Consider the following 24,725-nt stretch of genomic DNA (forward strand, 5'->3'; position numbering starts at 1 on the left):
TGTTGGAGATTGAAGTCCGGGAGAGCATCGCGTGGTCGCGATGGGAGAGGTTTTGACCGCGTAGAAGTTTACTGATGGTGATAGTCGCTGAGAGGTATCGCTTTTATTGGTGGAGGAAGTTTTCGACATCGTCGAGGATGATCATTTTGCGGGCGTCTTGGTTGCGGGTGGAGAGTGTGACGTTTTTGAAGGTGATGTTTTTGGCGTGGCGAATGTAGGCTCCCCAGGATGGGAGAACGCCGAAGAAGTATTGCTCTGGGTAGCGTGTGATGTCTTCTGCTACTACATTGTTAGAATTTTCTGCTGTGCCGTGGCCGGGGTAGGAAATGGCAATGTTTTCGAGCAAGACATCTCCGATATATTGGTCTGGGATGCCGGTGATCATGATGGGGCCAGCTTTGGCTTTTTCTTTTTCAGTGATGCCTTTTGTTAGGTCAATTTTGAGTTTTTTGTAATGAGCTCGCGCAGCTTTCTCGCGGTCTTCGATGACGACTTCAGCTTCGATGTCGGAGATGTGGATGTTTTTGATACTGCCGACTGGACGCTTGCCTGCATCGCGCTTTCTTGAAAAATTGCTACCGCGGTCGCCGAGACGGATAAAGAGGGGACAGCCGACCTCTTCCATTTTCAAGCGGGAGATTGAGATGTTTTCTAGCCTTCCACCATCGACACATTGGAGCTTTATCGCCCCCATCGGGCAGTCATGGATATAGCAATTGCTAATATCAATATTGATGAAGCCACCATAGGATGAGGTGCCGAATTTTATCGCTGCTGTGTTACTGCTAATCACACAGTCACGTATGATTATGTTGCGACAGGGATTGAGTGAACTCTTGAGGCATACGGCATCGTCGCCGGCTTGGATGTCGCAGTTTTCAATCAGTACGTTTTCACAGCCATCGAGGTCGATTCCATCATTGTTGTAGTGGTTGTTTCTAAAGCGTGTGGTGACGGCGCTAAAATGTACATCTTTACAATCGATGAGATGGATTCCCCAGAATGCGGGGTTTTTATAGGTGATGCCAGAGAAAGTCACTTTTTCGCAACTCTCAAATCGGATGAGTCGTGGACGGTCATCTTTTCCAGCTGGTCCGGCTCGCTTCTTGAAAAACTCTGGGCTGCCACGGCCATCGATGACTCCGAGTCCTTCGAGTCGAATGTCCATCGCATCTTCGGCGTAAATTAGACATTCCGCCTGACCCTCACGCGCGGGTCGTAGGTCTTTGGTGGGGTAGTCTTGTATATCTGTACTGCCGAGCAATTTGGCTCCGTAGTCTAGGGACAAGGTGACTTTGCTTTTGAGCTTTATAGTCCCGATGACGTATTTACCAGCAGGGACTCTCACAATGCCGCCACTCTCAGCGTGGCATGCATCGATGGCTGACTGGAGGGCCTTGGTGTTGAGGGTTTGACCGTCAGCAATCGCTCCAAAATCGTTTATATTGAAAACCTCTTTTTCAGCGCTTGCAGCGTAGAAGGGCAATGCATAGATGATGAAAAATAGAGCGAGAACTGAGGTTTTCATTTTGAATGAAGGTTTAGTTCAGATCTAAGCCAAGTGTGTCGATCCATGACTGGGCATCGGAGTGCCAGTTGACTCCTTGCATGCTATGGCCACCTTTTTCGTAGAGAAGGAGTTTTACGGGGAAAGAGGCTTCTTCTAGAGCTTCTGCATAGGCTATCCCTCCTTTGACAAAATTGTGATCGTCTTTTGAATAGAGCAAGAGAGTAGGGGGGACTTTGTTGTTAAAGTGAAATTCTTCGGCGATGGTAGAGCCTTTATTTTTCTTGGCTAGATAAGCGGCGGAACGCAAGAGGACGAATTGTGGTTCACAGCTCTGGCTGTCCGCTTGATCGATGGGCGCGTAGGCGGATTCGGTGTAGTTCTGGCTGAGGCGAGCCGAGAGGTGACCGCCAGCTGAGGTGCCTACGAGACCGAGTTGTTTAGGATCGATATTCCATTTTTTAGCATTATGGCGCACTAGACGGATGGCACGCTGGATGTCTCTATAGGCTGCTTCTCTGTCGTTTGGAACGGTGTATTTCAGTGTGAAGACCGTGAAGCCGAGGGAATTGAGCCAATCGATGTATCCCTGTACAGGGGAGACTTGTTTGTAGGAGCCTCCAGGACTATAAATGACCGCTGGTGTGGGTGTGTCACTTGATACTTGGGAAACGACAAGGTGGGGGTCTTTGATATTGCGAAAGGTTGTTTTTCCTTCGCCTCTGTCTTCTGATTCTTCTTTTAGATAGTTCGTCTGGCCACCGATTTGCTCAATCGGCCAGAGACGAATCACGGGATGGTTTGATGCTTTTTTCGCCTGCTCTTTGTTGGCTGAGAAGCCTTTGCTTTCGATCAAGGCAATGGCTTCCCCTGCAAGACGTTTGCCAAATTCTTTATAGCCTTCGACAGAGTAGTGAAGGTCGTTTTTGTACATTTTTCCATTCTTGCTCAGTCCGTCGTTTAAGTCGTCAGTGTTTACCCAGGCTCCACTTGGGCTGGATTCTGCGACTTGCACCTGAGCATTGCGCACCATTGTCCAGTGTGGGCCGATTTTATTTTCTAGATCGTAATCACTGAGACGGCCAATGACGAAATTAAGGTCCTTTTTGTTGAGATCCTTTTTTAGCTGGTTGATAATTCCTAGGAGGCTTTTGGCGTAGACTTCGCCGTGGCTTTCTTTTGCGTCGCGCTCACCTTGCATCCAGAGGAAGGTGACGGTGTTGTACTCTTGGCCTTGTGTCGCTTGTTTTACTTTCTTTATGAGACGCTGATAGAGGTCTCCATTGGTCATGGTTTTGCGGTTAACGACTTCTCTTCCTGGCGCTGGTTTCCACTCTTTGTACCATCGGCGGATCGGTTGACCGCCTTGGGCGTCGAGGACAATAGTCACATTTTCTTTACCAAATGCGGATTGCACAGCGGGTGTGAATGAAATTTTGGGATCGAGCCCTGCCATGTTCGATTGACCAGAGAGAATGAAGAGGTGCTTGGCTGGCGCCGCAGCATGGAGGCTGATTACTGAACTGATCAGTATACAGCACAAGAGGGTGAATTGTTTGATGGTGTTCATGATTAGTAGTAAGAAGCTGATGTGGTGAAAGCTTCGCCGCTGTATGACTATCTGTGATGAGAATTTTTTACAAACGGGAAGCATTCACTGGATGCGACAAATCACTTTATAAAAGTCATTTGTGGCATTTATTTAGCTGGGAGAGCTTTTTCTGAGTATTTTTCTTTCATTGCAGAGACTGAATCGATCATCTCTGGGTAGCTCACTAGGAAGTTGTTCTCGTCGATCAAGTTAATGACGTAATGAGTCGTTCCTTTTGGCAGTTTAGCAGTGACTGTGTGGCTTGATCCTAGCTTGGCTGGCGCGCGGAACCATTCTTCGTAGCGGTGGCCTCCATTGAGCGTATACATGAGTTGGGCTCGGACGACTTTAGCTCCATTTTCTTGGTAGTTGAAACTTACTTGGTCACCATTTTGCTGATGAGAAGTGACAGTGCACACCTTGTCCTTATTAGGGAGCTCATGACGGGTCGCGGGATTGAAGTAAGGATAGCTGGCCTTCATCTCGGTGAGAATTTCGCTGAGCTTTTGGTTCATCGCTTTGGCTTTTTCCGGCATGGAGTCGACAAGGTTTTTGGATTCTTCTATGTCACCACGCTGCTGTTTCCCATCCTCGGTCTGGTAGAGCTGATAGAGTTCTAGTTCAGGTGTTCTTGGATTACTGATATGATCGTAGTTGCGGACGAGTTTATAGTCGCCGATGCGGATGGTGCTTTCTAAGGCAATGCTGTTAGGGAAATGCCAAACCATGGTGTCGCGTATGGAGCCGTCGTTTTCTTTCACAAGTGATGGGTCCGCTGGGTCTTTTGCTAACAATTGCGAAATGTCGCAGCCATCGAGGTGCTTCTCTTTTGGTAGCTTAGCTCCGGTCCATGAGAGGATAGTGGGGTAGAAGTCGAGGCCATTGAGCATCACATCTGATTGAACTCCCGCTTCAATACCAGGTCCGGTGATGATAAGTGGGACGCGTGTGCCGCCTTCCATAGCGGAGATTTTGCCGCGGTCGAGCGGGTAGTTGTCGGTGATGATTTCGCCAGGATGCTTCTCCATGCCGCCGTTGTCAGAGGTGAAAATGACATAGGTGTTTTCACTCAATTTGTGGCCAGGCCAGCGCGGGTCCTCGGTTTGCTCGAGGTAGTTGATCAATTGGCCCACATAGTAGTCGAGTTCTTCGACCATCGCGCAATAGAAGGGGTTGGTTTGTCCTTCACCTTTCCATTCAGAGGGATTTTCAGGAAGTTCAACTCCGAGTTTTTCGCAATATTTTTTAAGGAGGCGCTCGTTACGCGTTTGGATAGGCGTGTGCACTAACCATGTGGCGTAATAGAGGAAGAAGGGGGTGGCTTTGTTTTCTTCGACGAAGGTGAGGGCGTCTTCACTATTTTGGTGGTAGGCAAAACCGTTTTCATCGAGGCGATATGGATCACCTTCTTTGTCTGTTGCGAAACCTGTTAGGCGATGCGGTTTCATGCGTTTGGTGATCCCTAGGTTGTGGCGTGACCAGTCGAAGCCTTGGTCTTCTGGTTGGGGGAAAGCGTTGTGATTGATTGCCATGTGCCACTTGCCACAGTGACCGGTGGTGTAGCCATTTTGTTGGAGGACTTTAGCGAGTGTGAGCTCATTTTCTGGCATGCGACCGCTATACCACGGGGCCATCATGCGGTGATTCTCCTTGTTGTATGGTGTAGGAGGAGCTCCGCCGACGACATGGGTTTTCTGGGCGCGTGCAGGGTGATTTCCACTCATGATCGCGCAGCGCGTAGGAGCGCAAGTGGGAGCAGGAGAATAGCCTTGCCAAAACATTGCGCCTTTTTTGGCGAGGGAGTCGATGTTAGGAGTTTCCATCGGCGATGGCTCATCGATGTCATAACATTTTACATCCTGCCAGCCGAGATCATCCGTTAGAATGAGGATGACATTGGGATTCTCTGGGCGTTCGGTGGCTGAGGTTAGTGTGTTGCTGGAGCACACGAGTGTGATGCAGAGCGATGTTAAAAGTGAATGTTTCATGGTAAGTAGGTAGAAAGAAATACGCTAGGGCTATGGGTTTATTACGAATTTATCCCAGAAACCACGCACGGTGGTGAGGCCTGCGCATTTATCAGAGAGCCCGAGAATCCACATTCCTTCAACGGTGTCCGAGAAGTCAACTGATCCTTTAGAGATGAGCCCTTTATATTGCGTGTTAGTGGCGATCTCATTGGCTTTGGTCCAAAGAGTTCTGGCGTGGGAGTTAGGGTTAGACTTGCTGATAGCTTCAGGGATGAAGTTCTTTGCTTCATTTTTGTAATTCGGTGTTTCATCACCACGGTCTGGGCCATCTCCGTAGGGGGAGTTCCCGTCATCAATCTGGGTGTAGTTAGTATGTTCTTTGACGTAGGCCAAGGCCTCTGGAGTTGTCCATTTTTCGTTCCAATGGCTATGTTGGACGAGAATGACGTCGCTCTTGGTGTTAGTGACTCCCTCGGCGATAAGCTTAGCGACCCATGCTGCGGTGAGGTCGGACTGGCCAGCTTCCATGATCCAGACTTTCCCACCGGAGGTGAGGATGGGTTTGGTTTTGTTTTTGATGACCTCTGCTGCAAAATTGAGGTTTTCTTCCCGCTGCTTGGAGTTTTTTGGGCCATTGGCGTCGACCCATTTTGCTTTGGCTCGCTGTTCTGGAGTATCCTTAGGTTTCGCTTCTGTTCCGAATGCGAGTTTAAAGAGTGATCGGGAATTGATGTATTCCCAGTTATCAGATTTCGGGTGGGCCCATTGGTTTCCCCATGCTCCAGTGGCGCAGAAGAAGTTGATTTTTTCATAGTCTGGGTGCGCGAGGATGCAACCTAGTGCGGCTTGGGAGTGGACGTCGTCGTTGTCGGGGAGGTTGTCAAACTGAGCGATGAAGAGGTCGGTTTCAGGATTGAATTTCTCTTTACTGAATACGTGCATGCTACTGCCGAGAGCTAGGAGCAGGGTGAGGATATAACTAAGTGTGAGCTTCATGGTCGTTAAAAATTATTTGTTAGAAGTTTGAACCAAGCTTTCGACTTTTTTGCTTGGTTGGTCGGCGTGGATGAATGCGAGGCAATCGACTTTGAAAGACTGGGAACGGCCAGACATGACGAGTTTGTATGTCTCTCCAGCTTTAAAATGATAGACGGCGATGCGTTTATTGTTGTGACCACCGGGATCGAAACGGTTGCCTGATACCCATACGAATTCGTTATCAGCGCCTCCGAAAAATTTAGTGTCTTGTTTGAGTAACTCGAGAGGTGCTTGTGCGCGGTGTTTGTCTGCAGCTTTTGGACCAGCCTCGAAATTGCCTTCGACTCTGAAGTAGCAATCGTTAGCTACGTCATCACGTTCTTTTCCTCTGATTTCTACAGTTTCTTTCGCACAGCGTAGGTGTAGAAAGTAGAGCCCGTCTTTGTTGATGGTGAAAGTGTACTCTAGCGGAGATTCAGGGGCGCCTTTGGAGGGAGTGTTGCCTGTGAATTCGAGGTAGCCTTTACATGAGAATGAATTTTTAAGATTCGTGTCTCGCAGTTTCCATTTACCGAGTCGAGAGTCCGTGTCTTCGAGCTCGATAAAGACGATGCCGTTAGATTCTTCGATAGTGTCAGCGGCTAAGAGGCTTGAAATAGAAATGGTACTGCAGCTGAGTGCTGTGAGTAGGCGTTTCATGGTTGGAGTTGAGTTTTTTTGTTTCATAGATGTGGGAAGGAGATGGGAGCATAAATGAAGAGGAGTTTCGAGAAAATGGCTCAGACAATATATAGGGGGTATGAATTAAACGAAAACAGCCAGGCGATTGGTGTGATCGACTGGCTGTGAGTGAATTTTACGATTGTTAGGAGCTGTTAGGGAGCCCAACAATTCTGTACTTTAGCGATACGGCTTGAGAGTAATTCCTTTGATGCCGATGCCTTCACCAATGAGCTTGCGGGGGACGACTTTGAGTTGGTTGAGGCCAGCTTTAGGGATTTCGAGGACTCCGAGGTTCACCTTGAAGTTGCGCTGGCGCGCAGGGCCGGGTTGGAATGACTTGGTAGAGTCTGCTCCTGATTCGTAGGTGATGAAGGTGATGCTTTCATCGCCGCATGAGAGAATCCACTCGGAATTGGCTGCATCGTTTTCACAGGAATACTCGAGGCTGAGGTGGTATTGTCCAGGTTCGAGGACGTTGATGTCCCAAGTCGCCTTGGCGTCTTTGGACTTCCAGCCTTGAATGAAGTGGTCGTGTTTCCACTCACCGAATTTTTCCATCCATCGGTAGCCTTTTTCTTCACATCCTTCAGCTGTAGCCATTTCAGCGAGTAGAGTGACAGGGGTGAGACCATCGACTTGCGTGGCTTGGTTTTTGACGACTGCAGGAGCATCGAGAGTGAGTTTGATGACTGGGACGATCGGGAGGTCGCGACCGACTTGGGAGCCGAGTTTTACTTCGAGAGTGGATCCTTGTTGGCTGCAATCCACTTTGGAGTTGTTGTGAAGCATGGTTGCAGATTTGATATTAGCACCTAGGTCTGCGAGGCGTAGTGTGCCCTCTTCTGGCCAGTCGAAGACATGGAGGTAGAGGTCGTTGCCTTTACTAGTGATATCTCCCCAGCTGAATCCTTGGTCGAATGGTGAGCCTTCGGTTCCATAGATGGCTTCGCTATGTGCTTTGAGCCATTTTCCTGATTCTTCTAGGGAAGTGACAGCTTCTGCGGGAATCGTTCCGTCACCTTTAGGGCCGACATTGAGCATGTAGGAACCACCTCGAGCGGTGACTTTAACTAGGCGTTCAATGATAGTCTTTGGTGACTTCCAGTTTTGGTCGTACCAAGCGTAGGACCAGGAATCGTTAGTCGTGTCTACGGTTTCCCATGCGCCGACATCAGGGCGAACTGGTGGGATGTGCATGTCTCCAAGTGAGACATAATCGCCGTAACCACCGCCGATACGGCTGTTGATTAGACAATTTGGCTGGTGTTTAGTAACGAGTTTGACGAGGCGCTCGCTGTAGGTTTTTGGCATGTCACCTGGGGTGTCAAACCAGACCATAGCGATGTCTCCGTAGTTCGTGAGAAGCTCGGTCACCTGTGGGATGACTTTCTTTTCGAAGTAGATGTTAAAGTCGTCAGGTGTGTAGTCTTTAGGGCGCTCACCTTTGTACTCGCCTCCGTAGGGCTCGGTCCAATCTTGGTTTTGTGAGTAGTAAAAGCCGAGGCGGATGCCTTCTGCTGCGCAGGCATCGGCAAGCTGTTTCATCAAGTCACGTTTGTAGGGCGTGGCTTTGGTGACGGTAAAATCGCTGGCAGCGGAGTCAAAGAGTGCGAAGCCATCGTGGTGTTTGGCTGTGATGACGATGGTTTTCATACCCGCAGCTTTGGCGAGTTTGACGAGTTGAGTTGCATCAAACTTCTCTGGATTAAATTGACTGGCGTAGGCCTTATACTCGTCTACAGGAATTTCAGCCATGTGCATGATCCATTCACCAATGCCGTAATAGGTTTTGTCTTTCCACACTCCACCCATTTCTGAATAGAGGCCCCAGTGGATAAACATGGCGTACTTGTCGTGGGTAAACCATTTAAGAGACGGATGCTTGGCTTCGATGGAGAGGGCTTCTTTTTCACCCCACATTTTATCCATGCTTTTTTCTTTTTCAGCAGCGGTGAGAAAAGGAGTGGAGTGGAGTAAAGCAAAGGCTGTAGCACATGCCTTGAAAGTGAGATTCATGTTATTCATTAGTAAATATCGCGTCGTGGAGGTCTGTTTTACAGCTCTAGACTATTCTGTCGAGAATTGGCTTCTACGTATTTAAGTTGAAACGTTCAGAATAGCGCAATGCTTTCACATTAGCTTAATATGCCAATGATATTTACAAATTGCGACGCGACATCTTTCAGGAATGTTAGATTCTCTTTCAGATCTCTCTTATTAAGACCTTATTAGTTACTTGTGTTTAGTGATGAATTCGACTGTTTGTTTGATGATTTCGTTGCGGTTCGGAGTGACTACTCCATCGACTGGGCGCCAATTGTGGCCTGCATTTTTTACGATGAGAATCTCGACTGGGGCGTCGGTGGTTTTGAGCGCTTCTTGCATGCGATAGGCTTGCTTCACTGGGATCGTGGTGTCTTTGTCACCTTGGATCATTAGTAGTGGTGGGCTATTTTTTGTGAGGTAGTTTACTGGGCTCATTTCGCGATAGAGTGCAGCTTTGTCTTCCGGCTTACTGTTTGCGCCGAGAATGCGTGGACCAAAGCGGTCTCTGAATCCTTCACGGTCATTGTGGTTGAATAATTGTTCGTCTTGGAAGTCACAAGGGCCATACCATGAAACTCCGGCGACGGTCTTGTAGTCGTACTTTACCAAATCTGGGTCCCCTTTGATGCTGTCTGATGGAGCAAGTAAAACCATTTGTGCTAAATGACCGCCAGCTGAGTCGCCAAAAGTGAAAATGCGTGTCGGGTCGATACCCAGCTCTTTGTGGTAAGCTGAGATGAATCTAAGAGCGTCTTGCGCATCGATCACACAATCGCGCATTGCCGTCTTGCCATCTTTTTTCACCAAACGGTAGTCGACAGAAAGAACGCAGAAGCCGTTTTTGAGAAGTTCTTTATGGACAGCTTTAAATGATGCCACCGCCGCTCCATGTTTGCTGCCAACGGCCCAGCCACCTCCATGGGTATAAATGACCACAGGCTTTTTGCTGCTATCGTCGACATCGGGGAAATAGAAATCGAAAAAGACTTCGCCTGTTTCAGAGCGCTTAAACATGACATTACGTAGTTGTTTGCCAGGGCTGTCGATGTAGGATTGCGGGATACTTTTAAGTTCATCAAAATCGAGGGAGCCATCTTTGTTTGCATCATAGCGTACTTTTTTCTTCCAGCCTCTGGAGTCTTCCTCTTCTTGAATGAAGCCGTCTTTGTTTTTGTCCAAGCTTGCGAGTGTGCGTTTGGCTAGAATTACGTTATAGAGCTCGCTTGAGTCTTTTAATGGCTCAAGGGCTTGGCAAGGCGATGCGAAGGTGAGGCCCGCTACGAGAATCGTAAGGTGTGTGTGTTTCATAGGTATGTATTAAAAAATGGGGGAATATTTAGAAAGCTTGTGAAAAATGATACGCAGGATTTGTGGAGGGATTTCATGAATCTTTAGCTAGAAGTATCTTTCAGCAGTGAATGAGGAGTATGAGTGAGCTATTTCGCTCTAAGGACTAATCCATGGAGATATCAGTGAAGACTGCGGTGCTTAGAGTCGCAGCCACAAGCCATTGTCCTGAGTGATCAATGCAGCTTCACGCCGCTCGAAACGAAGTAGTGTGGTATTAGTATCATAAAATTTGCCAAGTGTTCTACCGCTGGTGATGAGAGGGAAAAATCCGTTCATTGCCTCATAGTCATTGCTATCGACAATTAATTTATAGGAAGCATGAACTGCGAGGTCGCCGTCTAATGTCAGCGGTGTTACTCCGAGTGTATCGAGCTTGAAGCGGAAAGTTCCCTGACTGCCAAGGGGGAGGGTCTCACCGTGGATCGCATCAATCTTACTGGCAGTGTTCCACAAGCCATCTGTGGAAGTATTTAAAAATACAGTGTGGGCAGCGTAGACAGAGGGGAGGATGAACAGGCCTACCAATAAGCGAATGAGGCTGTTTGAAGTAGACATTTTTTGGGGGTTTTAGATGAGGTTTATTGTTCAGTACTGGTAACTTTTACTTGTTAGATGCTTTCATCACTTACTGGTTTAGTTCGACCATGATCTTGCCGAATAGTTTTCCTTCGGTTGGGGCGGATGGGCTGATCATTATTTCTACAGTTTCCAAGCCTGCGCCGGCTGCATTAATGGTGATGTTCGGGTCTGATGCATCGATTGGCAGGTCTGTCCAATCGTAGAGATTCGCTGAATACTGAAATACCTGAGTCGTCGAAGCATTGGCGTCGGTATTTCTGGTGAAGCTGAAAAGTAAATTGTCTGAACTGATCGCTGCAATCGGAACGTTTGAAGGTGCACTGGATTGCGGATCTGAGCCAAGAACGAATTCGAGGAGGTTAACTACTCCGTCGCCATCAGGGTCGGCATTTGAGTCATAGTTACCAGAGGGGAGCGATTCTGAATCTGCCCAGTTGCCGTAGGCGTTCTTCGTTAATTTTAATATGACATCATCTGTGGCTTGGCTTTGCTGGAAGTAGGTATCGAGGCCTTTAGCTGAAAAGCCTGGGGCTGAGTAGTTCGCGGTGTTTCCAAGTGTAGCGAAGTTGCTGGACTCGAGTAGAACTAGATCAGCGCTTCCACCAGTGTAGTCCGCTGCATCCACTACGATGCTTAGCTGAGGTAGGTTCATGAAGGAAGTAGACGACACTGGTGAAACGCCATTTGCGTCCAGTATAAAACGAATGAATGGGCTTGTGGATGTGTGTGGTTGTAAATTCAAGCGCCCGACTGAGATCACCGGTGTACTACCGATGATGGTGAGCGTGCTAACTCCATTGTCGCCAAAGTAGGTTTGTGTCGTGCCGCCATTTCCATTGAAGTTGAGTGTGCCGCCAGAAATTTCAATTTCGGCAAGATCGATTGATTTAGCGGCATCGAAAATTAATTCTCCTGCTGTCACGAGCATTTTTCCATCTCCAGTAAGCTGGGTGCCAATCAAATGGAATGACCCTCCAGTGATATGAATTTCACCATCGAGCTGTAATGTAGGATCTAGATAATCGAGGTTACCGTCTTTGACCGTAATAGTGCTTCCTGAGAAAACGCTTAAATCATCGCTGACAAGAATTTCATATGATTGGTCGATAATTAGTTCTCCCTGAGAGCTGTCTTTTCCAACTGTAAGTTTCGAAACTTCAATATCTTGATCTAGCGTCACAATAGCGCCGTCACGAATGATAACATGATCGGCAACTGTTGGTGATTTTGAACTCCAATTGGCGCTGACATCGTAGATGATCTCGCGAGGTGAGTCGACAGTGGCTTGGAGGGGGATATTCAGCGTATTTGCTGTATTGTCTAGACCGAGCCATGTGATCTGCATGGTGGCCGTTGCGCTTTCTCCAACTGCTAATTCCGCTACGCTATTATCAAAATACACATCCATAGTATCACCGCTGAGTAAAATGTAGGGGAAGGAGAGGATGTGGGAAAAAGCTCCGGCATGCGACTCATTGACAAAGTCTACTGAGGTGACATCAAGGTTATATATAGCGCTAAAATCTATACTGACACTGCCGCTGGTAGTTGTGTCGCCATTTTCTTTTAAGCCAAGTTGAAGCAATGGTGGCTGTTGAATTTCTACGACTTCCTGCAGGCCGCTACTTACGAAAACGGTATCGTCCCGGTAACCAGTAACTGTTGGTGTTGCGGTGACATTAAGAAACCATGCGGTGGCATCTGCGGGAAGTGTGGCGGTTACACGCCAGACGCCAGAGCCAACGGAGGTTTCAGCAAAACTATCCACGGCCACTTCAGGCCAAGTCATTGGGGTTGTTGAACCAGTTTCATTGGTGTAGATTAATGATGCACTATTCAATGTACGTGTGGACGCAAATTCAGCTGTGATCTGATCACCAACGAGGCTGAGACTTTGCTGGGTGCACCAAGCATTGCCTGTATTGACGATGCTGTCGGCGAAGTCATAGGAATCGGCGCGGGTCCAAGTCGCACCATGTCCATGGCCCATGCCTGGGATAAGCGTCACCATTTGCGTCCCAGGAGCTTTAGCGGCGCACTGAGCCTGGCTATCGATATTAAATGGCCTGTCGGTCGGCCAAGAAAGCCACATGATGGGCATTGTGGCTCTGTCTAGACGCAGGAAGGGGTCCCACACCGACTTATACTGTTCATTATTTTTGAGAGAGTCGCCCCAATTTCCAACGGCGTCATACATGTGGCCGCAACCGTAGGATGGAATCGCAAAGGCAAAGCGCTGATCAAGTCCGATGGCAGTGGCGGTGATGACCCCGCCCCAAGAAACTCCATGCACGCCGATCTTGGTGTCTTCGACAAAGGGAAGACTGCGTAATAAAGAATTCGCCAATATTGTCGCTGCGGTGGCGTGATACATGAACTGATCTTCGATCGCAGTTGAGGATTCATTGTAGACCCCGGTACGAGGTGGTCCTCCTAAAGCGTGATGCACTTTCGCTCCAGCGCTATTGTTCGAATTGCCTTCGGTATCTATGGAGATGGAAACGTATCCACGAGCCGACCATCGATCCACCCAATCTTCGAAAGCGCGTCCACCACCGCCGTGCACTAAGACAATTGCTGATGCTTTGTTGACATCGGAGACGCCAGCTGGAACATTGACCCAGGCGTAGACCCGCGTTGGATTCCCCTCGTAGTCTATTGAATCAAAGAAGATGGTTTTATGATCACCGGGTGAGAGAGTTGCGATAGTTGCAGAGGACTCTTCAACTCCAGAAGAGTCGTCGACTTCATAGATGGTAGGAGCGGAAGTCAAATTGCTGAGAGCTTCTAGTGCCGCAAGATCACTTGCAGTGTCTGCGATGAGTGGAGAGCTAGCGACTAGAAAGAATAAGAAGGCACGAAAGATCATAGTGTGTATTGTTGTATCAGTCTGGTGTGAGGGAACACCATGAAGGGGGCCTGCATTTGTAAATAGATCCTCTAAAGATAGTCATATTGAGATAACGGCGCAAAGCTGCGATCGAAACTAAAAATAGGGGGTTGCCCAGCAATCAAAGGCTTGGGCGCAAGTTAGCCCAGCAACGCAAACAATGATGTCTGAGTTAAATCACGTAATGTGAATACTACTCAATGCGGTCAACTCGAACGCTGACAACAAGGCCGCTGCGTTCACCGCCATAGTAGCTGCCCATGATGGGGGCGACGGCGCGATAGTCTTGGCCAGTGGCGACTTTGATGTAGGTTTCATCGACCACTTTGTTGTTTGTTGGGTCGAGACCAATCCAGCCAAAGTGAGGAATGTAGACCTCGACCCAGGCGTGGGAAGCTGATGCTCCACGAAGAATATGATCCCGTGTGGCATCGAAAAAATAGCCGCTCACATAGCGCGTGGGGATGTGAATGGAACGGCAGAGAGCCGTCATGGCATGAGCAAAATCTTGGCAAACACCAGTTTGTTGTTTGAGCACTTCATTGGCGTGAGTGGTGACGGTGGTGGAATCTGGGTCGTAAGTATAGTGCTCGAAAATGTATTCCATGATCGCGTAGCTCGTTTGGAATATATCGGTGGAGTGGTCTTGGATATCGATAGCGCGTCTCCATGATTCAGGTGTGACTTCTACCAAAGGACTGCTTTGAAGGAAGGTATGACATTTCTCTAGTGAGCAGCATGCAGAGAGTGTGTCGTGTGATGATCCATAGGGTAGATCGGAAAAATCCACTGCTGGCTGTGTCTCGATGGTTGAGAAACAGTCTATACTGAGCCGCTGGTGTGGGCGCGGAATTTCAAAATGATGGACACGATTGCCGTTGAGATCAGAATAGCTTTTCAGACGTGTTGCAGGTACGACACTAATGTATGAGCTCAGGCATTGCTGAGATTCGGTATTCGGAGGCGTCAGTCGAAGTTCGTTCGAGTTATTAGTGATCGGTCGTGAATAGTGATATTCGGTCCGGTGATGTACCTTAAATTGCATCAGTTGGACGAATTATTGCTGCTGTTGTTGCTGTTGCCAATGGGGGGTACCGTATTTTGGAAGGCTATTGATTTCTTGGGGCAGCAAAATGTAGGTTTCAAAAATTTGACGTCCAATGCGATTGAACTGCAACTGGAGGCCATCGATATATTCGTGGTAACCGGTGTTGAGAACATTTTGAATGCTGGAGAAATTGAGCTGTGCGAGCGCACTGCCTGCGAGTCGTTCAGCTTCGTTGGTGAAGCTTCCACTGTAGCTGCCTGAGATCGCGTGAAGTTGGCTATCGAGCTGGCGGAGGCAGAAGCGAACTGAGCGCGGGAAGGATGGAGAGAACAAGAGGAAATCGATGACTCCATCGAGGGTGATTTCGCCTCGGTTTTCGGCACGGTAGGCTGAAAGGGCAGAACATGAGCGCAGCGCAGAGGCGAGCTTTCCTCGGTTGGGATTAGGTTGATAAGACAACATATCGAGAACCCGAGTCGTTTTGTCTGCTCGTTCGAGGTAGCGCCCGGCTTCCATGAAGTGCCAACCTTCGTCTTGCAGGACTGTGGCATTGATGAGGCCTGCTAAGAGCATACATGCTTTAATAGTTCTGCGGTAGAAAGCATCTGGTCTATTTTCCCACAAAATTTCAGCTTCCTTCGATTGTAAAAATAGGTGAAAGCTGTTGAGCTCTAGCCACATTTCTTCGGAGATCTGATCACGTACCATGCGAGCGTTTTCACGTGCTTGGGCAATGCATTGGCGGATAGAATCATGCGTTGTGGTGGAAAAGGTAATGAACCAGCTGACATCGATCTCGTCTTCTGAAGCTTCTTTGGCGGCCTCGTACTCCACCTGTGAGCAGGTGGCGTAGAGTAAGGGGCTCCACGTAGGGTCGGCTTCTTTGGCGCTCGCTATGGAATCGAGCGCATCATAGCGGTTCACATCGACGAGGCGGGTCAAATTTTCAGCGCGTTCTAAATAACGGCTGAGCCAGTATAGGCTGTTTGCAACTCTTGAGAGCATAGGGTTTGTGATAATGAACTAGTTTAGTGATGGAGAACCCATGTGTCTTTACTTCCTCCTCCCTGCGAGGAATTGACTATGAGTGAATCTTTTGTGAGAGCGACACGAGTGAGTCCACCGGGGATGATTTCGATTTTTTCACCATAAAGTATGAAGGGGCGGAGGTCGATGTGTCGACCTTCTATCGCTTCCCCTTGGCAGAAAGTGGGGTGACGTGAGAGCGAAACCACTGGCTGCGCGATGTAATTCCGCGGGTTTTCTTTAATGCGATCGCTGAACTCGGCACGTTCCTTGGCGGTGGAGCTGGGGCCCATGAGCATACCATATCCACCAGATTCATTCGCCGCTTTGACTACAAGAGATTCGAGGTTCTCTAGAATAAATTTCCGATCGTCATCGCGCCAAGCGAGGTAGGTTGGCACGCTGTCGAGGATCGGGTCTTGATCTAGGTAGTACTTGATCATGTCAGGTACGTAAGCGTAGGTGACTTTATCGTCAGCCACTCCAGTGCCGACTGCGTTGGCGAGGGCAACATTGCCATTGAGATAAGCTTCCATGAGTCCAGGGACTCCAAGCATGGAATCTTTTCGGAAGACGCGAGGGTCTAGGAAATCATCGTCAAGGCGACGGTAGATGACATCGACTTGTACGAGCCCTTTGGTGGTACGCATGAAGACGTAACCATTGAGAACAATAAGGTCGCGTCCCTCGACGATTTCGATACCCATTTTAAGGGCAAGGAAAGAATGTTCGAAATAGGCACTGTTGTAGACTCCAGGAGTGAGTAGGACACAGACTGGTTTTTGGCCGGGGCGGGGAGTAAGGTGCTCTAGAGTTTTGTGGAGAATTTCTGGGTAGTTATCGACCGGGCGCACTCCAGATTGACGGTAAAGTTTCGGGAAGGCGCGCTTCATCGCCTCGCGGTTTTCCAATAGATAAGAAACCCCTGAAGGGCAACGACCGTTGTCTTCGAGAACGAGGTAGTTTCCTTGGTCATCGCGAATCAAGTCGGTGCCGCAAATCTGAAGGTAAATGTCTTGTGGGACGTCGACTCCGACCATTTCTGGGCGATAGTGAGCAGCGCCTTTGACGACAGACTCAGGGATAATCCCGTCTTTGACGATTTCGGCATCGTGGTAGATGTCGTGTAAAAAGAGGTTGAGTGCGAGGATGCGCTGGGTGAGTCCTTGCTCGATAGTTTGCCATTCCGAGTTGGGAATGATACGTGGGATCAAGTCAAAGGGGAAAATACGTTCGGTTCCTTGGTCGTCACCGTAGACTGTGAAGGTGATGCCTTGCTCTAGAAAACCATCATTGACGAGGAGTTGTTTGTCACTGAGTTCTTGGGGGCTGAGGCGGGAGAAGCGTTCGTGAAGTGGGCTGTAGTGATCGAAATGGTCAAGCTGTTCATTGCTGAACATCTCGTCGAAAAACGCTCCCTTTTGGTAGTCGTTGAACATTTGTGTTTTAGTTTAGCAGGCGCTGTGCCAATTGAAGTAAAGACAATCAATTAACAGCTTCGATGCTAGGTGGGTTGTTTTTTCTTGTGACAGATACGGCCATGTTGAGGAGTTCGACTGGTGGGCCGAACTGGGTGTAGATGGCGACATCGGCGGCGTCGCGGCCATAGGCGATGGCTATGCGACCACCAGATTTGTCAGCTTGAGTTGGGTCGAAGGTGTACCATCGGCCACCCACGTAGGCTTCGAACCAGGCGTGAAGATCCATCGGATCTAATGATTCTAAATACCCGACAACCATGCGAGCGGGGATCGAGAGCGCGCGGCAACAGGCGATTCCGATGTGGGCCATATCGCGGCAGACAATGTGGGTGCGTTGATCAGCTTCGTAAGCACTGATTATCTCGGTGCCGAGACCTGGCGCGTATACTTTAGAGTCGCGGATATAGTTAACAATGGCTGCGCATTGGTCATAGCCGTGCGCGGCGGAGGCGGTAACTTGATAAGCGAGTGTCATGAAGCGATCAGACTCGCAATAACGGCTGGGATGCAAAAAGGGGAGGGTCTCGTTTGGAAGGTTTTGGACTTCGACGAATGGCGCACCAGGGGCAGTGTCGCTACCATCTGGAACTTCTGCATCGACAGCGGTCTGGATAGTCAGTGGACCAGCTGGCACGACGACTCGCTGGCAGAGGTTGCCGAATGTGTCGGTAAATTCCATTACCGGTACACTGGGTGTGAGAAGGTATTGTTCACGACTGATCCATTGCTGCCGACGACTGCGTGGGCGAAGCATCAGAAGAAAGGGAGTTTCTTGAGAAATAGAGAATTCGAGAGAGCTAGTTGCGTGGAGCCACATGACAGGAAATTATTGGATGAGGATAGAACAGAATGTTCTGCCTATAGTGATACCGCGTGTTAGTGTGTCGGCAAGTCTGCATTTACAGATGGGCGAGATTGTTGCTCTTTTGTCATTCCATTATTTTTAAGATGAATGAGTTTCTTTGAAAAATGCTTTGCTTGCTGAGCGAAGAAAGGCATTGATCCTATCTGTATGCTGACTCCATCCAACGATGCGTCTGTGAATCATTTCTCGGGATGTCCAGGAGGTGAAGGCAATGCTGTGATTAGTGGGGAGGGGGCTCCACGAGCGCATTATCAGCCTGTGGTTGATGTGTTTCAGAGCTTTTCTCGGAAACAGCTGGGTCAACGTCAGAAGAGGCTGAACCACGAGGTGGATGAGTTAAGTTTACAATTTTCTGATGCGTCGAAGTTGAAAAAGTCGACCAATCCTTGGCGTTTGGATCTATTTCCTGTGGTGTTGCCGAAGGATGAATGGAAGCGCATCTCGGCTGGGATTGTGCAGAGGGCATTGGCGTTTAATGCCTATGTGGCAGATATGTATGGCGATCAGCAAGTATTGCGCCAGCGAGTGATTCCCCACGAGTTGGCCTTGCGAGATCCTGCATTGCTGCGACAGCTAAATGGTATCGAAGTGCCGCATGGCGAATATTCTCAGTTTGGTGCGTTTGACTTGGTGGACGTGGGTGGTGGGAATTGGAAGGTGAGTGAGAACCACATGGGGACGCCGTTTGGTATTTCTCACGTTCTGCAGAATCGGCGAGTACTCTCTGCTGTCTTTCCTGAGCTGTATGAAGAAATTGACGTGGCTCCTGTGGCTAGTTTCAGCACGCATCTGCTAGAAATGCTGCGGGCGCAATCGCCGCGTAAGAATCCGCATGTGTTGTTATTGACGAATGAAAATACCGGTCAGGCGTATTTCGAAGAGTCTTTTATTGCACGTCACATGGGTATTTCGATTGCGCAACCGAAGGATTTACTAGTCCGCGAGAGCCGTGTGTTCTTGAGAACTATTCGAGGTCTCGAACCGGTGGATGTGATTTATCGGAGGATTGAGAGTTCAGCGTTGGATCCGATCGCCATGCCGAATCGTTGGGCGCGAGGGGTGCCTGGGCTTATCAACGTGGTTCGGAAAGGGAACGTGGCAATCGTGAATGCTCCAGGGGTGGGAGTTGCGGATAATCGCGCTTTGTTGCGTTACTCAGATCGCTTGATCAAACATTACCTCAAGGAAAAGCCGATCTTAGAAACGGTCGAGACGTATCACTTGGATGATGTCGACCAACGTACGCATGTCTGGGAACATTCTGAGGAGATGGTGATAAAGCCAGTGCAGGATCACGATATCTTGTGGCAACAGTTAGGCGGCAAGCGACCTTCGGGAACAAGTGCGTCGATGAGACAGTTTGCTCGTAAATATCCTGAGTATTTTGTCGCACAGAAGTTTCAAAAGTCGTCAGAGGTTCCTTATTTAAAGAACGGACATTTCGTGAATCGCGGAATGCAGCTTCGCGCGTATTATATCTTAGGTGCTGAGCCGATTGTTCTACCTGGTGGAATGGCAAGGCAGACATCGGCAACGCATCGAACTCGGCGTTTGTCGATAGTTTCCAGTGGCTTGAAAGATGTCTTGGTGAAAGACGACTTGGTGGAGAAATTGGCTCCAAAGAGACGGGCGACAGCGAGTGGTTCAAGGTTTTCGATCGGTAGTCGTGTAGCTGAATCTTTATACTGGGTGGGTCGCTATATTGAGCGTGCTGAGAATACGGCTCGGCAGTTTAATATTTTGGAAAAGCTGCGTTGGGATCAGCTGGCGCACACCGAACAGCGGTCTTACTGGCCTTTGCTACAAGCTGTGGCAGCGGCGACTGGTCAACAAGCGGTGGCGAAGTTAAAGAAACCTCCGAGTGATACCTTGGAGCTCTCGAGTACGCTGTTGTTAGATTCTAGTAAAGGGGCTTCTGTGACGGCCTGTTTAGGTTCTGCTCGCAATGGCTTAGAAAATGTTAGGGAATCGATTAGTCCCGAGGTGTTAGAGGTGATCGAGGAGATGATGGTTTACTTACGGCAAGAGGCGAAGAAGCCTGTGACGCGTGCGCGCTTGCGCCAGATCAGCGAGCGAATAGTGAGTGAGGTCGCACGTTTTAATGGGACCGCTGAGCGGACGCTATCACATGATGATGCTTGGCATTTTTTACGGATTGGTCGCTTTTATGAACGTGCGGTAGGAACGATGTCTGTACTCGAAGTGGCCTTGCCACGGATTATGAAAACGTATCGGGAGCACGACTCGGAGAGTGCGGAGCTCACCGCCTTACTGCGCTTGTTAGGTTCACTGGATGCGTACCGTAGGGAGTTTCGTTCTAGAGCGTATCTCGATAGGGTATCGCGTTTGATTGTTTTAGGAGATACCAATCCGAGCTCGGTGATGTTTTGTTTGCACAATCTACATTATGCAATTGGAACTTTATCGATCAACGGTGATCGTGAGTTAGGGCATCAGCTGCAGAAATCATTGGATCAGTTGATGGAGGAGCTGAAAGGATTCACGCTGATCAAAGTGGAACGGACACATGCTGATTTCTTAGATATTGAGGAAAGTGGTTTGGAGCCGTTAGAAGTCGACGCGCAGAAGATTGCTGTGGAGATGGCTGAGCTGACTAAAGAGATAGAGGGATTTCATAAACAAATTGAGGATGTTTTCTTTAATCACCAAAATGTCTTTGCCCAAGACCCGATGTTGTTTGATTTGGAGTAAGCGGGGCAAGACCGTCACATCTTTCGATGGAAATAAACGGGACATTGGCGTGAGAGTTGCTATCTCTATTTAGGATTATGCGTTTTCGGGTATCTCATACCACCGAGTACTTATACAAACAGCCGGCATCGGAGTCGTTTGCAGAGTTGCGCGTGTGGCCACAATCGAATGAATCTCAGAAGGTGATTGAGCGTTGTTTGATTACCGACCCTGAAACGTTGATTGATAGTTATGTCGATTATTTCGGCAATATGGTGGAATTTTTTTCTATTCCTCATCGGCATACGAAACTGACGGTGACTTCTGTGGCTGAGGTAGAGACTTTTGTGGTGGAGCCCTCTGAGAGGGTCTTAGAAGTGACGATTGGTGAAGCGCGACAAATTTATAACAGCTCGCTCTATCAGCATTATGAATTTTTGAAGCCCTGTGGTTTAGTTCCGCTGAATCAGCATTATTCGATTCGTAAAAAATTCTTTCAGCAAGGAGAAGAGATCGGGAAGGCTATACTCGCATTGAATAGCTGGATTTATAAGAAGTTTGAGTACAAATCGGGAGTTACTGATGTGAGCACGCCGATTTCAACCATTGTAAAAGAGCGACGTGGTGTTTGCCAGGATTTCGCGCATTTGATGTTAGCTATTTTACGAAGCAATGGTATTCCGGCTCGCTATGTCAGCGGTTACATCGAAGCCTATGACCCTACGCTGGGTGAGCCTGAGATGGTAGGAGCTGCTGCCAGTCATGCATGGGTAGAAGTTTGTTTGCCTGGTGGTACTTGGTGGGGACTGGACCCTACGAACAATCAATCGGCGGGTGAAAGGCATGTGGTGGTCGCTGTAGGGCGCGATTACAATGACGTGGCTCCAATGCGAGGGACGTACATGGGGGCAAATGACCAAAAGCTTAATGTGATGGTTTCCCTCAAACGCAATCCACTAGCGGGGGCACAGGAATGAAAGTTAAAATCAAGCACCGGACGAGCTATCAGTATGCTGGAGAAGTAAATTTCGGTGAGCACGTTCTGTTACTGCGACCATTAGATAACCATCGCAGACATGTGGATCACTTTGAGGTCGAAACTGTACCAGCATCGACTCAGCGCTGGGTGAGAGATGCTTATGGAAATGTCGAGTTAGTTTGTAATTTTGGGCTAACCGAGTCTCGCCTGTTAGAATTTGTGACGCACATCGAGGTGAGTTTATTAGATGATAATCCATTCGACTTTATTCTAGAATCTTACGCGACGTCGTATCCTTTTAGTTATCAGGAACCTGATGCACGGGCATTGTTGCCGTATATGGGGGGAAGCGGAGCGACACGTGGTGCGCTCCGAGTGCTCGATTGGTTGAACTATGAGCTTAAGATTCCTTCGGTGCACGAAAATGTGGTGCAGTTTTTGTCGGACCTCAATGGATATGTGCGCAGAGATATCGCGTATGTTAGGAGAGATGAAGAGGGGATTCAAACTCCTGATACTACGTTGACATTGAGAAGTGGTTCGTGTCGGGATATGGCGGTTCTATACATTTCCGCAGTGCGGAAGTTAGGTTTTGCAGCGCGTTTTGTGAGTGGGTATTTGTTTGATCCTGAAGTGGGAGATGCTGGTGAACATGCTTTTAACCGTGCTGTGGGATCGATGCATGCTTGGGCGGAGGTGTACTTACCTGGAGCTGGTTGGAAGGGCTTTGATCCGACGAATGGGATTTTAGCGAATGCGTATTTTATACCTTCGGCTGTGTCGCATGAACCTTCAGCGGTAGACCCGATTCAAGGGAAATATTTTGCACAGCAATCAGTAAGCTCGACTATGGAGGTGGAGTTAGAAATGGAAGAAATCAATGAAGTCAGAGATGCGTAAGGAAATCGAAGAGTGTGCAGAAAGCGTGGAAGCTTATCTGGAGTCGAACGACATTGTTCTCACAATGGGAGGAGAGCCTACTTTTATTGTCGCGCAGCCGGATAGTCTTGAGTGGAATGTGGCGGCGATGGGTCCTGAAAAGTTAGGGTATGCCCGGCGAATGACAGCTCAGTTACTATCCAAGGTGTATCCTGGAGCGCTGGCGATGCAGGTCTTTGGCAAATGGTATCCTGGTGAGCCTTTGCCGAGATGGAATTTCATGACTCTGCACCACCCACAGGAACCATTGTGGCCAGAGACGGAGCGCTTATTGTTGGATGACGTTCAAGGAGAGAATAGCAGGAAGACGGCAAAGGCTTTGATTCGGGCATTGGCGAAGAAGTTAGGGCTTAAGAAATTTATTCTCCCAGCGGTGGAAATCGATGGTTCAAAAGCGGGGTGGGTTCTTCCTGTGGACTGTAGCGGAGGTCAGTGGGGTGCTGTGGAGTGGCCTTATGGAAAGGATCAGCCTATTGAAATTTTTGGTGGTGATAGCCCCGTGGGGCTGCGTTTACCCTTAGACAATTTGCCTGTTGGGTGTTGTCGAAGTGCGTTGACGGTTGAGGTGCGCGAAGGCGCTGTTGAAGTATTTATCCCACCTATGGAATGGGGAAGTTTCCGTGAATTTGTATGCATCCTGCGCTCAGTTGTGAGTGAAATGGATCTGCATGATCTAGTGATCTGCGGCTATGGGCCGAGTGATACTGATGGGGCTCTTACGAGTCTTGGTTTAGCTGCTGATCCAGGTGTGTTAGAAGTAAATTTACCACCTTCAGCGACGTGGACCGAGTATGACAATGTGCTGAAGCAATGTGCAAAAGCGGCCGCGAAAGTGAAATTACAATTGACCAAATTTCAGTTGAATGGAGCTGTGTATGGTACGGGTGGCGGTTCACATTTGGCCTTTGGCGGGCCAGACTCCGAGCGCAATCCATTTTTGGTAGAGCCCAAGCGTATTGCTTCCTTGTTGCGCTATTGGGAACATCATCCAGCCTTATCGTATTTCTTTACTGGCCAACATGTGGGACCTGGGAGTCAGGCTCCGCGAGTCGACGAAGGGCCAAAGCACGGCTTATACGAGCTCGAGGTGGCGTGTGAAGGGTTGGAAAACATGCAGGGGCTGGTAGATGGTCCATTGATCGATCAGTTTTTCAAAAATCTACTGACAGATTCATCTGGTAATACACACCGTGCGGAGCTGTGTTTTGATAAATTCCATAACCTAGCTGCGCCGAATGGTTGTTTGGGAATTGTTGAGTTCCGTGCATTTGAAACGTACCAAGATGCTGATACCATGTCGGTGGTGGCGTTGTTTGTGCGTACGATTTTAGCGCGTTTGTTTAAGGCTCCGTTTAAGCGCAGACTAAAACGCTTCGGTCCGCAGTTACACGATCGCTACTTCTTACCTGCATTTTTGTGGGAAGATGTACAAATGATCTGTGCTGACTTACAAAAGCATGGCTTTGATTTTGACCCAGAATGGCTCCGTCCAGTATTCGAATTTCGCTGTCCTAGAGTTGGTAGCTTAGAAGTACCTGGTGGCTCGATCGATGTGCGGCAGGCGTTCGAGTCTTGGCCGTTGATGGCTGAGGAAGCTCAAGGTAGTTCTACGGTGCGGGTGGTGGATAATTCGAGCGACCGTTTACAGCTCACTTTGTCTCAATCTAAATTGTTAGAAGAGAACATGCTGTTAGTGAATGGTGTGGAAGTGCCGTTTAGTGAGGTAGATGGCGAGATGATATGTGGACTACGCTATAAAAGTGCGAGTGCGTATCCAGCGCTGCATCCTCATGTGCCGATTCAATCACCATTGTGGATTGAGTGGGTTGATCGCAAGTCAGGTAAGACTACGCAGGCCGCGCGTTACCATTTTTGGAATCCAAAATCGACGGTTTACGATGGACGACCACGCACAGTGAAACAGGCGGCGAAGCGCAGGGAGGAACGCTGGATCGTGGCTGAGGATTTGATCGGCAATCAACCCGAAGTGATCAAGGCGAAGTTGGCACCTGAGTTTAAGTACACGCTAGACCTGCGTCGTCAGCTGCGGGTATAGGGATGG

Annotated in this window: 17 protein-coding genes; 4 read left to right on the forward strand and 13 right to left on the reverse strand. The window is 48.8% G+C overall.

Going from position 1 to position 24,725, the window contains the following annotated elements; translation table 11 throughout:
* Window positions 1-103 precede the first annotated feature (103 nt).
* The 13 genes from ACFPK9_RS14710 to ACFPK9_RS14770 form a co-directional block, all read right to left on the reverse strand.
* Entirely contained in the window at window positions 104-1,528 is a 1,425-nt protein-coding gene (locus tag ACFPK9_RS14710) for a glycoside hydrolase family 28 protein (RefSeq protein ID WP_377095961.1), read from the reverse strand.
* Between the two features lie 13 nt (window positions 1,529-1,541).
* Window positions 1,542-3,077, reverse strand: coding sequence for a sialate O-acetylesterase (locus tag ACFPK9_RS14715; protein WP_377095964.1), 1,536 nt, complete (start codon window positions 3,075-3,077; stop codon window positions 1,542-1,544).
* Between the two features lie 128 nt (window positions 3,078-3,205).
* Entirely contained in the window at window positions 3,206-5,086 is a 1,881-nt protein-coding gene (locus tag ACFPK9_RS14720; RefSeq protein ID WP_377095967.1) for a sulfatase, read from the reverse strand.
* Between the two features lie 30 nt (window positions 5,087-5,116).
* Window positions 5,117-6,064: a hypothetical protein gene (locus ACFPK9_RS14725; protein WP_377095970.1), complete on the reverse strand. Its 948-nt coding sequence runs from the start codon at window positions 6,062-6,064 to the stop codon at window positions 5,117-5,119.
* 12 nt (window positions 6,065-6,076) lie between these two features.
* The gene (locus ACFPK9_RS14730; protein WP_377095972.1) at window positions 6,077-6,745 is read right to left on the reverse strand and encodes a hypothetical protein; all 669 of its coding nucleotides are present in this window, start codon (window positions 6,743-6,745) and stop codon (window positions 6,077-6,079) included.
* Between the two features lie 201 nt (window positions 6,746-6,946).
* A complete protein-coding gene (locus tag ACFPK9_RS14735) occupies window positions 6,947-8,785 on the reverse strand; it encodes an alpha-L-fucosidase (RefSeq protein WP_377095975.1) in 1,839 nt (612 codons plus the stop codon).
* Window positions 8,786-9,001: 216 nt separating this feature from the next.
* Complete coding sequence (locus ACFPK9_RS14740; protein ID WP_377095978.1) at window positions 9,002-10,123, reverse strand: alpha/beta hydrolase fold domain-containing protein; 1,122 nt, start codon at window positions 10,121-10,123, stop codon at window positions 9,002-9,004.
* Between the two features lie 180 nt (window positions 10,124-10,303).
* Window positions 10,304-10,720, reverse strand: a complete 417-nt coding sequence (locus tag ACFPK9_RS14745) for a hypothetical protein (protein ID WP_377095981.1) — start codon at window positions 10,718-10,720, stop codon at window positions 10,304-10,306.
* 70 nt (window positions 10,721-10,790) lie between these two features.
* Window positions 10,791-13,613: an acetylxylan esterase gene (locus tag ACFPK9_RS14750; protein WP_377095984.1), complete on the reverse strand. Its 2,823-nt coding sequence runs from the start codon at window positions 13,611-13,613 to the stop codon at window positions 10,791-10,793.
* Window positions 13,614-13,827: 214 nt separating this feature from the next.
* Window positions 13,828-14,679, reverse strand: a complete 852-nt coding sequence (locus tag ACFPK9_RS14755) for a transglutaminase family protein (protein WP_377095987.1) — start codon at window positions 14,677-14,679, stop codon at window positions 13,828-13,830.
* A 12-nt stretch (window positions 14,680-14,691) separates the two neighbouring features.
* Complete coding sequence (locus ACFPK9_RS14760) at window positions 14,692-15,687, reverse strand: alpha-E domain-containing protein (RefSeq protein WP_377095990.1); 996 nt, start codon at window positions 15,685-15,687, stop codon at window positions 14,692-14,694.
* A gap of 23 nt (window positions 15,688-15,710) precedes the next feature.
* A complete protein-coding gene (locus tag ACFPK9_RS14765) occupies window positions 15,711-17,147 on the reverse strand; it encodes a circularly permuted type 2 ATP-grasp protein (RefSeq protein ID WP_377095993.1) in 1,437 nt (478 codons plus the stop codon).
* A 46-nt stretch (window positions 17,148-17,193) separates the two neighbouring features.
* Window positions 17,194-18,006, reverse strand: coding sequence for a transglutaminase-like domain-containing protein (locus ACFPK9_RS14770; protein ID WP_377095996.1), 813 nt, complete (start codon window positions 18,004-18,006; stop codon window positions 17,194-17,196).
* A gap of 195 nt (window positions 18,007-18,201) precedes the next feature.
* On the opposite strand from ACFPK9_RS14770, the gene ACFPK9_RS14775 reads away from it, so the two are divergent.
* From ACFPK9_RS14775 to ACFPK9_RS14790, 4 genes are all read left to right on the forward strand, one after another.
* Window positions 18,202-20,766 carry a circularly permuted type 2 ATP-grasp protein gene (locus ACFPK9_RS14775; RefSeq protein ID WP_377095998.1) on the forward strand — a complete coding sequence of 855 codons (2,565 nt, stop codon included), beginning with the start codon at window positions 18,202-18,204 and terminating at the stop codon, window positions 20,764-20,766.
* Window positions 20,767-20,843: 77 nt separating this feature from the next.
* Window positions 20,844-21,722: a transglutaminase family protein gene (locus tag ACFPK9_RS14780; RefSeq protein ID WP_377096001.1), complete on the forward strand. Its 879-nt coding sequence runs from the start codon at window positions 20,844-20,846 to the stop codon at window positions 21,720-21,722.
* The gene (locus tag ACFPK9_RS14785; protein ID WP_377096004.1) at window positions 21,719-22,624 is read left to right on the forward strand and encodes a transglutaminase family protein; all 906 of its coding nucleotides are present in this window, start codon (window positions 21,719-21,721) and stop codon (window positions 22,622-22,624) included. The genes ACFPK9_RS14780 and ACFPK9_RS14785 overlap by 4 nt, the downstream gene beginning before the upstream one ends.
* A complete protein-coding gene (locus tag ACFPK9_RS14790) occupies window positions 22,605-24,719 on the forward strand; it encodes a transglutaminase family protein (RefSeq protein WP_377096007.1) in 2,115 nt (704 codons plus the stop codon). The genes ACFPK9_RS14785 and ACFPK9_RS14790 overlap by 20 nt, the downstream gene beginning before the upstream one ends.
* Window positions 24,720-24,725: the final 6 nt, after the last annotated feature.

It is taken from the genome of Rubritalea spongiae, assembly GCF_042652385.1.
Classification (GTDB): domain Bacteria; phylum Verrucomicrobiota; class Verrucomicrobiia; order Verrucomicrobiales; family Akkermansiaceae; genus Rubritalea; species Rubritalea spongiae.

What these genes read in the sequence shown, in the direction of transcription:
- ACFPK9_RS14750 (WP_377095984.1), bottom strand. Translation starts at nt 13,613, where the DNA reads ATGATCTTTCGTGCCTTCTTATTCTTTCTAGTCGCTAGCTCTCCACTC.
- ACFPK9_RS14770 (WP_377095996.1), bottom strand. Translation starts at nt 18,006, where the DNA reads ATGTGGCTCCACGCAACTAGCTCTCTCGAATTCTCTATTTCTCAAGAA.
- ACFPK9_RS14740 (WP_377095978.1), bottom strand. Translation starts at nt 10,123, where the DNA reads ATGAAACACACACACCTTACGATTCTCGTAGCGGGCCTCACCTTCGCA.
- ACFPK9_RS14735 (WP_377095975.1), bottom strand. Translation starts at nt 8,785, where the DNA reads ATGAATCTCACTTTCAAGGCATGTGCTACAGCCTTTGCTTTACTCCAC.
- ACFPK9_RS14765 (WP_377095993.1), bottom strand. Translation starts at nt 17,147, where the DNA reads ATGTTCAACGACTACCAAAAGGGAGCGTTTTTCGACGAGATGTTCAGC.
- ACFPK9_RS14775 (WP_377095998.1), top strand. Translation starts at nt 18,202, where the DNA reads ATGCTGACTCCATCCAACGATGCGTCTGTGAATCATTTCTCGGGATGT.
- ACFPK9_RS14760 (WP_377095990.1), bottom strand. Translation starts at nt 15,687, where the DNA reads ATGCTCTCAAGAGTTGCAAACAGCCTATACTGGCTCAGCCGTTATTTA.
- ACFPK9_RS14755 (WP_377095987.1), bottom strand. Translation starts at nt 14,679, where the DNA reads ATGCAATTTAAGGTACATCACCGGACCGAATATCACTATTCACGACCG.
- ACFPK9_RS14780 (WP_377096001.1), top strand. Translation starts at nt 20,844, where the DNA reads ATGCGTTTTCGGGTATCTCATACCACCGAGTACTTATACAAACAGCCG.
- ACFPK9_RS14715 (WP_377095964.1), bottom strand. Translation starts at nt 3,077, where the DNA reads ATGAACACCATCAAACAATTCACCCTCTTGTGCTGTATACTGATCAGT.
- ACFPK9_RS14730 (WP_377095972.1), bottom strand. Translation starts at nt 6,745, where the DNA reads ATGAAACGCCTACTCACAGCACTCAGCTGCAGTACCATTTCTATTTCA.
- ACFPK9_RS14790 (WP_377096007.1), top strand. Translation starts at nt 22,605, where the DNA reads ATGAAGTCAGAGATGCGTAAGGAAATCGAAGAGTGTGCAGAAAGCGTG.
- ACFPK9_RS14710 (WP_377095961.1), bottom strand. Translation starts at nt 1,528, where the DNA reads ATGAAAACCTCAGTTCTCGCTCTATTTTTCATCATCTATGCATTGCCC.
- ACFPK9_RS14785 (WP_377096004.1), top strand. Translation starts at nt 21,719, where the DNA reads ATGAAAGTTAAAATCAAGCACCGGACGAGCTATCAGTATGCTGGAGAA.
- ACFPK9_RS14725 (WP_377095970.1), bottom strand. Translation starts at nt 6,064, where the DNA reads ATGAAGCTCACACTTAGTTATATCCTCACCCTGCTCCTAGCTCTCGGC.
- ACFPK9_RS14720 (WP_377095967.1), bottom strand. Translation starts at nt 5,086, where the DNA reads ATGAAACATTCACTTTTAACATCGCTCTGCATCACACTCGTGTGCTCC.
- ACFPK9_RS14745 (WP_377095981.1), bottom strand. Translation starts at nt 10,720, where the DNA reads ATGTCTACTTCAAACAGCCTCATTCGCTTATTGGTAGGCCTGTTCATC.